This is a genomic window from Nitrincola lacisaponensis (assembly GCF_000691225.1).
Classification (GTDB): Bacteria; Pseudomonadota; Gammaproteobacteria; order Pseudomonadales; family Balneatricaceae; genus Nitrincola; species Nitrincola lacisaponensis.
On the sequence record NZ_JMSZ01000010.1, the window covers coordinates 34,305 to 47,506 of the forward strand.

Consider the following 13,202-nt stretch of genomic DNA (forward strand, 5'->3'; position numbering starts at 1 on the left):
ATTTCTTGACTGAGATACCGGCCTGAGGGTCGGTATCCTTGCCTTAAATGCCTTAAGTTGGGTATACCTACCATGACAGAGAAAACGCCAGCATCGGCTGATGCCGCCGCTGAAAAAATCGGCGCCGAAGGAGTGTCCGATGTCCCGCTTGGTCATAACGAGCGTGATCTGACAGGTGCTGTTGGAAAAATTATCTTTTTTGCCTGTGTGTTTTATACCGGGCTTCATCTTTATGCCCTGAATATTTCACCGATTGAAACCTGGGCGTTTCGTATTATTCACGTAGCGGGGGGGCTGGTAGTCGGCTTTGCCCTGATCGCTGCATATACTCTGGATCGGCACAAAGCACCGGTGCCTCTGTCGCCTCTGCAGTGGGCGGCCATGTTGCCTGTTTCGTTGGCAGTATTCTTCGCCGCTGCCGGTATTGCTTATGCCTGGATCAGCCGTGAATGGCTGGGTCAGATGCCGCCTGCCTGGTTGTTGCCTCAGGTCGCCAAGGCGCTGGTGCTGGGTACAGTGGCAGCTGTGGTCAGCAGCTGGATCTGGAAGTCAGCCAATAATGAGCGTATTCACTGGGCTGACAATGTCTTGATGGTATCGGCGATTGTCGTTGCGGCCTATTTGCTGTTCGTACTGCCGCGCTGGCGTATGGCTGCAGGAACACCGATGGTGGGTCAGACCGAGTTTCTGGTGGCGCTCACCGGGGTGATATTGATCATGGAGCTGACACGCCGAGTCGCGGGTCTGGCGTTGATCGTGATTACGGCTGTATTCCTGGCCTATGCTTTTGCAGGCCCCTATCTGCCTGGCATCCTTGAGCATCGCGGTTACTCCATGGAGCGCTTCTTTACCTATATCTACACAGATAACGGTATCCTTGGGCCAACCACCGCTGTTTCGTCAACCTATATCATTCTGTTTATTACCTTTGCTGCGTTCCTGCAGGCATCGCGTGTCGGTGACTACTTTGTCAATTTTGCCTTTGCAGCTGCCGGTCGTGCACGTGGCGGTCCTGCCAAGGTGGCGGTCTTTGCATCGGGCCTGATGGGGATGATCAACGGAACTTCCGCAGGTAACGTGGTTGCTACAGGTAGTTTGACAATTCCGCTGATGAAAAAAGTCGGCTATCACCCGCGCAGTGCCGGTGGTATTGAAGCGGCTGCGTCTACCGGTGGTCAGATCGTACCACCGATTATGGGTGCGGGTGCGTTTATCATGGCCGAGATTACCGGTATTCCATATACCGAAATCGCCATTGCTGCCCTGATTCCGTCCGCGCTTTACTTCCTGTCCATCTATCTGATGGTTGATCTGGAAGCGCGTCGTGAAGGCATGTCAGGTCTGGCGCGTGATCAATTGCCGGTGTTTGCCAAGATGGTCAAGCAGGTGTATCTGTTCCTGCCGATCATCATTCTGATTACTACCCTGTTTATGGGGTATTCAGTCATTCGTGCAGGTACTCTGGCGATGGTCAGTGCGGCAGTCGTATCCTGGTTTACGCCCTACCGTATGGGTATTCGTGAACTGCTGGATGCCCTGTCTCTGGGTACCCGTATGGCGATCCCGCTGATAGCTGTCTGTGCTTGTGCCGGTATCATTGTTGGGGTCATCAGTCTGACAGGTGTGGGTGCGCGCTTTGCGTCCATGTTGCTGAACATTGCGGATACCAGTCAGATACTGGCTCTCTTCTTCGCCATGTGTATCAGCATCCTGCTGGGTATGGGCATGCCGACAACCGCTGCCTATGCTGTCGCAGCATCCGTTGTGGCCCCAGGCCTGCAACAGATCGGTATTCCGCCACTGGTGGCGCACTTCTTCGTGTTCTACTATGCGGTGTTGTCAGCCATTACACCGCCAGTCGCCTTGGCGGGGTATGCCGCAGCGGCCATTGCCGGTACTGATCCGCTGAAAACAGCAGTGACATCCTTCAAGTTCGGTCTGGCAGCCTTTATCGTGCCGTTCATGTTCTTCTACAGTCCTGCTCTGTTGATGGATGGTACCTGGAGCGCAATTCTGGGTGTGTTTGTCACCGCATCGATCGGTATCTACCTGCTGGCGGCCTCTATTCAGGGCTGGTTCCTGAAGGGCGGTGTCAATATGGTTCAGCGTGCTATCCTGCTGGTTGCTGCACTGTCGATGATCGCTGGTGGCTTGCTGACCGATGTCATCGGTCTGGGCTTGAGTGCTCTGGTGCTGGTATGGCAGTTGGCGGTTCGCAACAAAGCCGCTTAATTACCTGAAGTCTTCAGGGTCATAAAAAAGCGCGCTCCCTGGAGCGCGCTTTTTATTTGTGCAGGCTTGATGTCTGTTGTTACACAGGCAAGTGCACGGCTTATCAGCCCAGGAACAGCTGATAGGCCGGGTTGTCGGTTTCTTCCGAGTAGCTGTAGCCTATGTCATCCAGGAACCCCGGAACCTGGTCGCGCTCATCTACGGGTACCTGCATGCCGAGTAAAACCCGGCCATAGGCTGCACCATGGTTACGGTAGTGGAACATGGATATGTTCCAGCGACCACCCAGTTTGCTCAGGAACAGCATCAGTGCGCCGGGGCGTTCCGGAAACTCAAAACGATAGATTACTTCATTGTCCACGGATGCCGGTGCATGGCCGCCGACCATGTAACGAATGTGAATTTTGGCCATCTCGTTATCAGTCAGATCCACCACATCGACCTGATGTTTTTTCAGTGTGTCCAGCAGGTCTTTGCGGCCATCATTATCCGGTTTGATCTGGATGCCGGCGAATACAATGGCTTCCTGATCATTGCCGTAGCGGTAGTTAAACTCGGTAATGTTGCGTCGCCCCAGAGCAGTACAGAATTTTTTGAAGCTGCCGGGGTGTTCCGGAATCCGTGCGGCGATGATGGCTTCGCGCTTTTCACCCAGCTCTGAGCGTTCGGCAATATGGCGCAGTCGATCAAAGTTGACGTTGGCACCTGAGTCGATGGCGACCAGTGTCTGTTTACTGGCTCCCGTCTGTTGAACATATTTCTTGATACCGGCGACACCCAGTGCACCGGCAGGCTCACAGACAGAACGGGTATCGTCGAAAATATCCTTGATCGCAGCACAGATTTCATCGGTGTTGACCGTAATGACTTCATCCACAAACTGTTGTGCCAGCTCAAAGGTGTGTTGACCGATTTGCGCGACAGCAACACCGTCAGCAAACAGGCCAACCTGAGGTAGTGTGACACGCTCTCCAGCTTCAAGTGCGGCTTTGAGGCAGGCGGCATCTTCCGGTTCTACACCAATAATGCGGGTTTCAGGGCGCAGGTACTTGATATAGACGGCAATGCCGGCAATGAGACCACCGCCACCAACCGGGACAAATACGGCATCGATATGGCCACTGTGCTGACGCAGAAGCTCCATGGCAACGGTGCCTTGTCCGGCAATCACATCCGGATCATCAAAGGGCGGAATGTAGGTCAGGCCCTTCTCGGCCATCAGTTTGCGGGCATGTGCCTGGGCTTCATCAAAGGTATCGCCATGCAGGACAACATGGCCACCACGTGCACGAACGCTGCTGACTTTAATGTCAGGAGTGGTTTTCGGCATGACAATTGTGGCTTTGACGCCCATCGCTTTGGCAGACATGGCGAGTCCCTGGGCATGGTTACCTGCGGAGGCGGTAATCACACCGGCAGCCTTTTCCTCGTCACTGAGTTGTGCCATGCGGTTGTATGCGCCGCGAAGCTTGAATGAGAACACTGGCTGCAGGTCTTCACGCTTGAGTAACACGCGGTTACCCAGTCGGGCGGAAAGCGAGCTGGCTTCATCCAGTGGCGTTTCGATGGCCACGTCATAAACGCGGGCTTCCAGAATTTTTTTGATATATCTGTGTGCCATAACGGGAGCTGTTAAACCCTGCTTGCAAGTTAAACGGGTATTGATGGTATCGGCTCTGTGTCTGAACGTCTATAAGACAGAGGCCGTCCAGCGTATAATTAGGGAAATGTTGTAAATTTAAGCAGGTGAACTGATGAACCAGGATGAAATGAAGCGTGCGGTGGGGCAGGCGGCTGCGGAGATGATTCGCCCGAAACTTGATCGTCAGAGCATTATTGGTGTGGGCACTGGTTCAACGGCGAACTGTTTTATCGATGCCCTGGCAAAATATCGTGATGAGTTTGCCGGTGCGGTTGCCAGCTCCGAGGCTACCGCAGCACGTTTGCGTCAGCATGATATTGAGGTATTTGATTTAAATTCCGTGTCGCAACTGGAGTTTTATGTCGACGGAGCAGACGAGTTTGATCCGCGCTTTAACCTTGTGAAAGGAGGGGGCGGGGCGCTGACCCGGGAAAAAATCGTGGCGGCGGTGGCCAAGACATTTATCTGCATTGTGGATGAAAGCAAGCGTGTGGATGTGCTGGGGCGTTTTCCCTTGCCGGTTGAGGTGATTCCCATGGCGCGCTCATACGTGGGACGTCAGCTGGCGGCTCTGGATGGACAGCCAATCTATCGTGACGGCTTTGTCACGGATAATGGCAATATTATTCTGGATTTACATGATGTAGAGATTGTGGACCCGAAAGTGTTTGAGCGTCATCTGAACAATATCGTTGGTGTCGTGACCAATGGCCTGTTTGCCAATCGTGGTGCGGATATTATTTTGATGGGCACGCCTCAGGGTGTGGAAACCCTGAAGCGTGATGGCTGATCAGGCGCTACGTAACAAACGATAGCACTGAGGCAGGGTAAGCTGGCGGCGTAGCACTGCGCCGCTGAGCGTAAAGAACAGTGTGGAAGCCAGGGGGAGCAGCCCCCACATCAGCGGATGCAGCTTGGGTGGCAGCTGTAGCAGGTAAAGATACAGCAGTGCCAGTGTACCTTCTGCTGTCATAACCGCCAGAAAGCCGCACACCGCTCCCAGTAACAGCAGTTCCAGCAAATCCAGGCGTTGTGTCTGTGCGGCACTGGCACCCAGGGTTTGCAGCAGCGCACTTTCGTAACGGCGTTGCTCCAGTGCCTGACGCAGTGTCAGCAGCATCAGCAGAGCGCCGCACAGCAGGGTCAACGCAAGGATTAATGCCGAGCTGTCGCCCAGTCGTTCCATCCAGGTGGCTATTTGCTGCAGTAATTGACCTATGTCGATCAGCGTCAGTGATGGAAATTCTCGCAACAGTTGTGTGGCGATACTTTCCTGCTCCGGTGTCAGCCGAAAGCTGGTGATGAAGGTTGCGGGCATCTGTTCCAGTGCTGCGGCATTGAAAATGACATAGAAGTTTGGCTGAAACGAGGTCCATTCAACCTGTCGCAGGTTGCTGATGCGAGCCTCCAGTGTCAGTCCACCCAGGTCAAAGCCAAGTCGGTCTCCGGGGACCAGGCCAAGCTCTTCCGCCATCTCCTGTTCAACCGAAATTTCGGCGTCATCTGAATCACTGTCCCACCAGCGGCCTGCAGTGACAGGGTTATGCGCGGGTGGTTGATCACTCCAGCTCAGGTTGAGCTCACGGTTCAGAGTGTTGTGCTCCAGCTGTTGCGGGTTAAGCTGCTCATGAATGGGCGCCCCATTCAGGGTGGTGATACGGCCACGCACCATGGGGTAGAGCTGGCTGCTGATCTGCTGTTCGCTCAGAAAATGTTGCAGGGGCTCGGTTTGCCAGGGTTGAATATTGACTACAAAGTAGTTGGGTGTGTCTTCCGGTATCTGGGTTTGCCAGTCGGCCAGCAAGTCGGTGCGACTGATCCATACCAGGCTTAGCAGCGTCATTAGCAGAATGACCACACCGGCCTGCAGCCGGTGCCAGCGTTTCTGCTGACGCAGGCGCAGGGTGAGCAGACGTCCCAGCAAGAGCTTGCGACCCAGAGGTGCGGCAAGCAGGCGCAGGAGTTGTTGTGCGATCCAGCCGAACAGGGCTCCGCCGACAAGAATTAATACCAATAACGTTAATGCTGCCAGTGGGGCTTCCAGAAAGGTCAGTAATGCGGCTGCCAGCAGGATAAAGCAGCTGAATTGAATCAGTTGTGCCCGGGTGTCGCTGCCCAAAATTTCATCACGAAACAGTGAGGATACTGAAATTCTGGACAGTTGTAGAATGGGGGGTAGGCCGAGCAGTATCAGAAGTGCAAAGCCCATGGCGGTGCCACTGAAGTAGCGCCACAGCACAGGTGTCGGAAGTGCCTGGGGCAGCAGTTCATTCAGCCAGGTCAGAATCAGCTGTTCCAGCAGGACACCCGTCAGGGTCCCGAGCAGTGACAGCGTACCCCAGGCCAGCAGTAGCTGACAGAGGTAGAGTTTAATCAGATCGCTGCCATTCAGGCCGAGACTGAGCAGCAGCGCGCAGCGTTTATGCTGCCCCTGGCTGAAGCGTCGGAGGCTCAGGAAGATGGTCAGCGCTGCCAGCAGCAAAGCAATCAGTGCTGTGAGCTTGAGGTAGCCCAGCGCGCTGCCCAGTGCTGCACCGGTCATTGGCTGATCGGTGTGCAGACTGAACAGGCGTTCATCACCCTGCAGGCTGTCGCGCCATGCCTGCTCCAGCAGCTCAAGGCTGGACTGATCGCCAGCGACCAGAAGTCTGAACTCGGCCCGGCTGCCGGGAGCCAGTATACCGGTTGCTTCCAGATCATCCTGATGCATCACCAGTTGAGGACTGAAACTGCGAAAGCCGGAACCTCTGTCAGGCGAGCTGAGCATCTCTGCACCGATACGCAATTCGGCATATCCCAATGTGATCTGATCACCCGGTGAGAGTTCCAGCTGTGACAGAATGCGCGATTCTACCCAGACCTCACCGGCGGGTGGCTGGGCATGAGGCTGTTCCGGTCGGGTACGAATTTCACCCCGCAGCGGATAGGGGGACTCGGCTGCCCGGACGGATACCAGCATCATTTCATCGCCAACGTGGATCATGCTGGGAAACTGAATGACCTGGGTGTGCTCCAGGCCAGCCTGTTGGGCGTGCTCCAGGCGTTCGTTGCGGATCGGGCGTTGGCTGCTCAGCGTCAGGTCGGCGCCGAGCATCGCGGCACTTTCGCGTAACAGCCCGCGTTCCAGTCGATCGCCCAGCAGCGCCAGAAGTGTGGCCAGTGCAATGGCAATCCAGGTTGCAAACAGCAGGGCGCGCCATTCGGTTGTACGTAGCTGGCTGCTGATTTGATGCAGCAGAAGCAATCTGAAACCCTTCATGCTGTCGCCTCATGCAGCTGGCCCGCATGAAGCGTGACGCAGCGTTGGCAGCGGGCAGCCAGTTCAGGGTCATGGGTGATCAGGATCAGCGTGGTGTTCTCGCGGGTATTCAGATCAAACAGCTGCTCGATAATCTGATGGCCAGTCTCTTCATCCAGGTTACCGGTCGGTTCGTCGGCAAACAGAAGAGCTGGCTGGGTGGCAAAGGCGCGGGCAATGGCGACACGCTGTTGTTCGCCGCCTGAGAGCTGGGCCGGATAATGCTGCATGCGATTGCCCAGGCCGACTTCGCTCAGCCAGTGTCTGGCTTGTTCGTCTGCATGCCGGTCGCCACGAATTTCCAGTGCCAGGCGAACATTGTCCAGTGCAGTCAGCTCGGGTAGCAGATGAAAAGACTGGAAAATAAAACTGATCTGCCGTGCGCGCAAGTCGGCACGAGTACGGTCATCCAGTGTGGCCAGTTGATGTCCGGCCAGGTAGATCTGGCCTTCGCTGGGTTGATCGAGCCCTGCCAGCAGACTGAGTAACGTTGATTTTCCGGCACCGGAGCGCCCTACAATTGCCAGGGTCTGGCCAGTATGAACGCGCAGGTTAAGGTCGCTGAACAGGTTCAGGCGCTGGTCTTGTGTCGGGAACCATTTTGCGACATGCTGAGCCTCAAGAATGATTTCATCTGTCGTTGGGAGCGTCATGCGTTATCTCTTATCCTTACTGTTCATCTTCTCGACATCACTCAGCGCCAATACTCTGTTGGTCTTGGGTGACAGTTTGTCTGCGGCCTACGGTATTCCGCCTGAGCAGGGTTGGGTCGCTTTACTGGAACAGCGACTTCCCGCTGAGGATTTTCAGGTCATTAATGCCAGCGTCAGTGGTGAAACCACCAGTGGCGGGCTGACCCGCTTGCCAGCGTTACTGTCCCGTCATGAGCCAGACCTGCTGTTACTTCAGCTCGGTGCAAATGATGCCTTGCGTGGGCTGCCGTTACAGGTGATTCGCAGCAACCTTGACGCGCTGGTTGAGCAGGCCCGCCAGGCGGGTACAGAAGTGCTGCTTATCGGCATACGCATTCCGCCGAACTATGGACCTCAGTATACCGAATCCTTTTTCAATCTCTATGCAGAAATAGCAGACCAGTATGCACTGCCAAGGGTTCCCTTTTTGCTGGAAAATGTTGCACTGGACTGGAATCTGATGCAGTCTGATGGCCTTCACCCGAATGCCGATGCCCAACCGCTGATTCTGGACAATGTCTGGTTGCATCTGGAGCCTTTGCTGTTCGGGAGTGAATGAATTCAGGCTGTTGAGTAATGGATGAAAAAGGGTATGAATAACACTGCTGTTTTGAGGCTTTTCCGAGGTGCATGGGTGATGTTGTTAGTCTCGTTGCTGACCGCCTGTAGCCAGGTACAGATACCCGGTATGGGGAGTCGCAATGCTGCGCCTGAGCCGGTGAAGCCGCAAGCGGTTGAACCACCGTTGATTACCACTCTGGAGTGGTCGCCTAATTATTCACAGCCCATCAGTTATCTGGAAGCCAGTCTGCGCGCAGAAACTGACAGTCGTGAAATGAACCGGATCATTACCAATATTGCCTATCTCTATGATGCGCAGTTGTATGTGTTGTTCCATGAATTTCTGGATTACTTGCCAGATACGGCCCGGGTACGTGAAATCAGCGATCAGAATGATTGGCTGGACAGTCGTCAGGATGCGGTGAGTGAGGCCTTTACCCGTAACGGTGGTGGTGATGTCGGTGCTTATCATGCAGCCGATATGTTTATTGCGCAGACGCGTCAGCGTGCAGCGTTGATTGAACAGCGTCTGGCGCGTGTCCGCATAGACTGACCAGTTGCCAGAGTGTCTGGCCGCTGGCGCGATATTTTTGTTCAAATGCTGAGACGGCCGGTTGTTCAGGGTCGATCTCAGTGATCCGGCTGTCAATACCATAGTGGCGCAGGCTTGCCTGCAACTCATCAAGATAAATGCACCAGTTGCTTCGGGCTTCAAACTGACCTCCCAGGGATATCAGCGCCGGGAAAACCGGGTGAGCATGAAAGCGACGGCTGAGTTGTGCTGCTTTGGGATAGGGGTTGGGATAAAACAGAAAATGGTGTGTGGGTCGCCAGTCAGCGGCTGCAGCCAGTCTCCAGAAATCCACCAGATCGGTACGCAGTAACCGGGCGTTATCCGGCAGCGCCGGACGCTGTCTGTGCAGCCGGTCTTCTGAGCGATCCAGTCCCAGTACGGCATGATTTGGAAAACGCTCGGCCAGCCAGCGTGTGCTGTCACCTACACCGCAGCCTGAATCCAGAATCAAGGGTTTGGCCTGAGTGTTCAACCACTCCGTTGCCGTATCGAATGCGGCCTGATTGAAGGGCGCGACGGGCTTACGGAAGGGGTGCTGTCTGTGACGTTCAACGCGCAGCAGCAAGTCAGGGTGACAGCCTTGCTGGGTTGACGTGACGGGCTTGGAGTTGCCTGTTTGCATCAGTCAGTAAAAAGCCGCGCAGTGCGCGGCTTGTGCAGACTCAGCCGGATCAGGCTGCAAAATTCTGGTTGGCAAAGTCCCAGTTGACCAGTGCCCAGAAACCTTTCAGGTAGTCTGGACGCAGGTTGCGGTAGTCAATGTAGTAGGCGTGTTCCCACAGATCGACTGTCAGCACAGCTGTCTGACCGCTGGTCATCGGCGTGGCTGCATTGCTGGTGTTGACGATATCCAGGGAACCATCAGCATTCTTGACCAGCCAGGTCCAGCTTGAACCAAAGTTGTTGACTGCACGGTCATTGAACTCTTCCTGGAACTTCTCAAACGAGCCCCATTTGGCGTTGATGGCATCGGCCAACGCGCCAGTAGGTGCGCCACCGCCATTCGGAGACAGGCAGTGCCAGTAGAAAGTGTGGTTCCAGACCTGCGCTGCGTTGTTGAATACAGGGCCAGCCGGTGCTGTTTTGATGATCTCTTCGAGTGTTTTGCCTTCGTACTCAGTGCCAGGAACCAGGCCGTTCAGCTTGACCACATAGGTGTTGTGGTGTTTGCCGTGATGGTAATCCAGTGTTTCGGCAGAGATGTGGGGTTCCAGAGCATCTTTGGCGTAAGGCAGTGCGGGCAATTCGAAACTCATAGTGTGCTCACCTTAATTATTTGACAGGTTTAAATTCATCGTCAGCCAATCATAGCACCGAAATTTGCATCTATCATGATACAAAAAGTGTGCGTTTAGTCGCTATGATCGCGTACTGCCTGCAGCTAAACGGCGGAGCAGGCCTGTTCAAATCTATAGATGGGGACAGGGTGGTGCAAAAACAACCCAAGGCTCAGATCTTCTGCAGCCATTTTGCCCAATCGGGTCCTGCTTGCCCTGTGGCCAGAAAGCCGGGATTCTCCACCGAGGCCTTGTCATTATAGGTCAGTGGTGTGAATTCAGGGACGCGTACCAGTTGCCCGCCAGCGGCTTCAAGTACTGCCTGAGCAGCGGCTGTATCCCACTCACTGGTAGGTGCGAGTCGCAGATACAGATCAGCTTCACCCTCGGCAATACGGCAGAGTTTCAGTGAGCTGCCCATGCATTGACTATGCAGACTGGAGCAGACACCTGCGGTGATCAGAACCTGCAGGGCTTCCGTTTCCCGCTGACTATGGCGGCGGCTGGTCAGCAGTTGCAGAGTGTCACCTGGTGGACGTACGTGGATGGCTTCCGCTTCGCCAAGCCGTTGGCTGCGCCAAGCACCGAGTTCAGGGCTTCCCCAGTAGAGGGTTTCCAGAGCGGGGGCGTAAACCAGTCCTAACTGAGGCTTGCCGGCTGCTATCAGCGCGACATTGACGGTGAACTCGCCATTGCGCTGTAAAAACTCGCGTGTGCCATCAAGTGGATCAAGCAGCCAGTATTTCTGCCACTGCTGCCGTGTTGCCCAGTCGGCGAGCAGGTCTTCCTCGCTGAGGATCGGCAGCTCAGGCGTCAGTGACTGCAAGCCTTGTACCAGACAGCTTTGTGCAGCCAGGTCTGCTGCAGTCACGGGCGTGTCGTTGCTTTTTTGCTGTGTATTCCATCTGGCGGGATCGTCATAGCAGTGCATGATGGCATCACCCGCTTCACAGACGATGCGTTTGAGTTGGGGTAACAGCTGGGAATACATGAGGCTCCAGGTTTTTCATCGGGAGTTGACTTTTAAAGCGCCCATCAAGCGTTCATACTGGAATCAGTATAAAGGAGAACCTGACGGGATGATGCCTGACTGGAAAAATATTGATACGGTGCTGCTGGATATGGATGGCACACTGTTGGATCTGCATTTCGACAGCTATTTCTGGCTGGAATTTTTACCGCTGCGCTATGCGCAGATACATCAGTTACAACCGGGCGAGGCACGTGCCTGGCTGCATGAGCGGATACTTCAGGAGCAAGGCACATTGAACTGGTATTGTCTGGACTACTGGACCGAACAGCTGAATGTGCCGATCACCTCACTTAAACGTGAGATTGCTGAACGTATCTGTTTTCGGCCACATGTGCAGGATTTTTTGCAGGCGCTGGAAACGGCCGGTATGCGTCGGGTGATAGTGACCAATGCACACCGTGACAGTCTGGCGCTGAAAATCGAGAAAACCGGTATAGACCGTCTGGTGGATCGGGTGATCAGTTCACATGACTTCCGTTTTCCGAAAGAATCTCAGGACTTTTGGGTGAATTTACAGCAGATAGAACCTTTTGATCCGCAGCGAACGTTGCTGGTCGATGACAGCCTGGCTGTGCTGGCGTCAGCGCAGCAATATGGCATCCGCTATTTGCTGTCGATTTTGCAGCCAGACAGTCAGGCCGACCCGCGTGCAATAACCGAGTTTCCTTCGATTGATCATTTTACAGAGGTGATGCCCAATACATGACTCAGCATTACTACCATAGCGATAAAAAAATCAGACTGGACAAGTGGTTGTGGGCCGCACGTTTTTATAAAACGCGAGCACTGGCAAAGCAGATGATTGATGGTGGCAAGGTACAATATGATGGTCAGCGCACCAAAAGCGGCAAGGTTGTAGAGGTGGGTGCAGAAATTACGCTGCGGTTGGGTTATGACGAGAAAACCGTCACCGTGCTGGCGCTGTCGGATCAGCGTCGAGGCGCGGTTGAGGCGCAGCAGCTGTATCAGGAAACGCCCAAGAGTATTGCGGCTCGGGAAGAGCGTGCGGCGCAGAGAAAGCTGCTGGGTAGTGCCCCTGAACAGCGACCCGACAAGAAGAGTCGTCGGGAGCTGTTGCGCATCAAGGGGAGCTGGGATTAGCGGCTATCGCCTTTGAAAAAAGGCAGCTGACCGATCAGGGGAAGACGTCCTGTCAGGCGAAACAGTGGCAGAAAGGGTTTTTCCAGCCAGCGTGTCAACTGATATACCAGGGGTGAGTAAAAGGCCCAGGCCAGGACGGGTAGCGCCACAGCAAAACCGCCAACGGCTACATCACTGAACCAGTGCGCGCCACCGACCAGGCGCGGCAGTATCATCAGCGCAGCCAGTGCCGCGGCCAGATAGCTGCCAACGCAGCGTTTGTTCATCAGCAGGTAGGCAGCCCAAAGTAACAGTACGGTGGCATGATCACCTGGAAAGCTGCGGCTTGAAGCATCTTTGGCAGAGATGTCTGGAAACAGTTCAGTCAGCAGATAGGCTGGAGCCAGCGTAATGGAAGGGCTGGGGCCACTGAGATCCAGTTCCTTGGAAAACTCGTAAAAGAAATAGCGTATCGGCAGCATAATCAGCATCAGTGCAAGAAAGCCTACCAGGGCTTGCTGCAGTTGGCTGCGCTGAAAGCCCATGCCCGGGAAGATCAGAAAAGCCAGCATCACCAGTGCCAGCAGCATGTCTTTATAACGGGTGTTGGCCCAGGCCCAGATCCATGCCCACTGGCCGCCATCAGCCAGAGAGCCGTTCAGGGAGAAAAAAATTGCGCTGTCCAGCTGTCGCCAGAGTTCAAATCCAGTAGGTGAAATAAAGCTGAGTACTAGCAGCAGTGCGATGCCATGCATTGCCAACAAGGGGAGAGGACGCCAGGTGGTGCCAAAAACAGGGGGAGTTGAAGTCATG

The 13,202-nt window shown here is 54.7% G+C and carries 13 protein-coding genes; 6 read left to right on the forward strand and 7 right to left on the reverse strand.

What is annotated here, in order from left to right; all coding sequences use genetic code 11:
- The first annotated feature begins 72 nt into the window (after positions 1 to 72).
- Positions 73 to 2,232 carry a TRAP transporter permease gene (locus tag ADINL_RS01910; protein ID WP_036543325.1) on the forward strand — a complete coding sequence of 720 codons (2,160 nt, stop codon included), beginning with the start codon at positions 73 to 75 and terminating at the stop codon, positions 2,230 to 2,232.
- 103 nt (positions 2,233 to 2,335) lie between these two features.
- Here the strand turns inward: ADINL_RS01910 and ilvA are convergent, their stop codons facing one another.
- Positions 2,336 to 3,853 (reverse strand): threonine ammonia-lyase, biosynthetic, encoded by a 1,518-nt coding sequence (ilvA, locus tag ADINL_RS01915; RefSeq protein WP_036543328.1) that lies wholly within the window; start codon positions 3,851 to 3,853, stop codon positions 2,336 to 2,338.
- A 133-nt stretch (positions 3,854 to 3,986) separates the two neighbouring features.
- Here ilvA and rpiA point away from each other — a divergent pair, with 133 nt between their 5' ends.
- Positions 3,987 to 4,664 (forward strand): ribose-5-phosphate isomerase RpiA, encoded by a 678-nt coding sequence (rpiA, locus tag ADINL_RS01920; RefSeq protein ID WP_036543331.1) that lies wholly within the window; start codon positions 3,987 to 3,989, stop codon positions 4,662 to 4,664.
- On the opposite strand, the gene ADINL_RS01925 is transcribed toward rpiA, so the two are convergent.
- Together ADINL_RS01925 and ADINL_RS01930 are read right to left on the reverse strand one after the other, a co-directional pair.
- Positions 4,665 to 7,133: an ABC transporter permease gene (locus tag ADINL_RS01925; protein ID WP_036543333.1), complete on the reverse strand. Its 2,469-nt coding sequence runs from the start codon at positions 7,131 to 7,133 to the stop codon at positions 4,665 to 4,667. It lies immediately after the preceding gene.
- Positions 7,130 to 7,825 (reverse strand): ABC transporter ATP-binding protein, encoded by a 696-nt coding sequence (locus ADINL_RS01930; protein ID WP_036543335.1) that lies wholly within the window; start codon positions 7,823 to 7,825, stop codon positions 7,130 to 7,132. Before ADINL_RS01930 ends, ADINL_RS01925 begins: the two co-directional genes overlap by 4 nt.
- On the opposite strand from ADINL_RS01930, the gene ADINL_RS01935 reads away from it, so the two are divergent.
- Entirely contained in the window at positions 7,824 to 8,423 is a 600-nt protein-coding gene (locus ADINL_RS01935; RefSeq protein WP_036543336.1) for an arylesterase, read from the forward strand. The two genes, ADINL_RS01930 and ADINL_RS01935, sit on opposite strands and share 2 nt — an antisense overlap.
- Before the next feature lie 78 nt (positions 8,424 to 8,501).
- On the forward strand, positions 8,502 to 8,978 hold the full coding sequence (locus ADINL_RS01940; RefSeq protein ID WP_036543338.1) for a hypothetical protein: 477 nt from the start codon (positions 8,502 to 8,504) through the stop codon (positions 8,976 to 8,978).
- Here the strand turns inward: ADINL_RS01940 and trmB are convergent.
- From trmB to cysQ, 3 genes are all read right to left on the reverse strand, one after another.
- On the reverse strand, positions 8,911 to 9,621 hold the full coding sequence (gene trmB, locus ADINL_RS01945; RefSeq protein WP_051632480.1) for a tRNA (guanine(46)-N(7))-methyltransferase TrmB: 711 nt from the start codon (positions 9,619 to 9,621) through the stop codon (positions 8,911 to 8,913). The genes ADINL_RS01940 and trmB overlap by 68 nt on opposite strands.
- Before the next feature lie 49 nt (positions 9,622 to 9,670).
- A complete protein-coding gene (locus ADINL_RS01950) occupies positions 9,671 to 10,255 on the reverse strand; it encodes a superoxide dismutase (protein ID WP_036543340.1) in 585 nt (194 codons plus the stop codon).
- A gap of 193 nt (positions 10,256 to 10,448) precedes the next feature.
- On the reverse strand, positions 10,449 to 11,267 hold the full coding sequence (cysQ, locus tag ADINL_RS01955) for a 3'(2'),5'-bisphosphate nucleotidase CysQ (RefSeq protein ID WP_036543342.1): 819 nt from the start codon (positions 11,265 to 11,267) through the stop codon (positions 10,449 to 10,451).
- A 91-nt stretch (positions 11,268 to 11,358) separates the two neighbouring features.
- Between cysQ and yrfG the strand changes: the two genes are divergently transcribed.
- Both yrfG and hslR read left to right on the forward strand, forming a co-directional pair.
- Positions 11,359 to 12,015 carry a GMP/IMP nucleotidase gene (yrfG, locus tag ADINL_RS01960; protein ID WP_036543443.1) on the forward strand — a complete coding sequence of 219 codons (657 nt, stop codon included), beginning with the start codon at positions 11,359 to 11,361 and terminating at the stop codon, positions 12,013 to 12,015.
- Positions 12,012 to 12,410 carry a ribosome-associated heat shock protein Hsp15 gene (hslR, locus tag ADINL_RS01965; RefSeq protein WP_036543344.1) on the forward strand — a complete coding sequence of 133 codons (399 nt, stop codon included), beginning with the start codon at positions 12,012 to 12,014 and terminating at the stop codon, positions 12,408 to 12,410. Before yrfG ends, hslR begins: the two co-directional genes overlap by 4 nt.
- Here hslR and ADINL_RS01970 read toward each other — a convergent pair.
- Entirely contained in the window at positions 12,407 to 13,201 is a 795-nt protein-coding gene (locus ADINL_RS01970; protein WP_036543447.1) for a phosphatase PAP2 family protein, read from the reverse strand. The genes hslR and ADINL_RS01970 overlap by 4 nt on opposite strands.
- Between the last annotated feature and the right edge of the window lies 1 nt (position 13,202).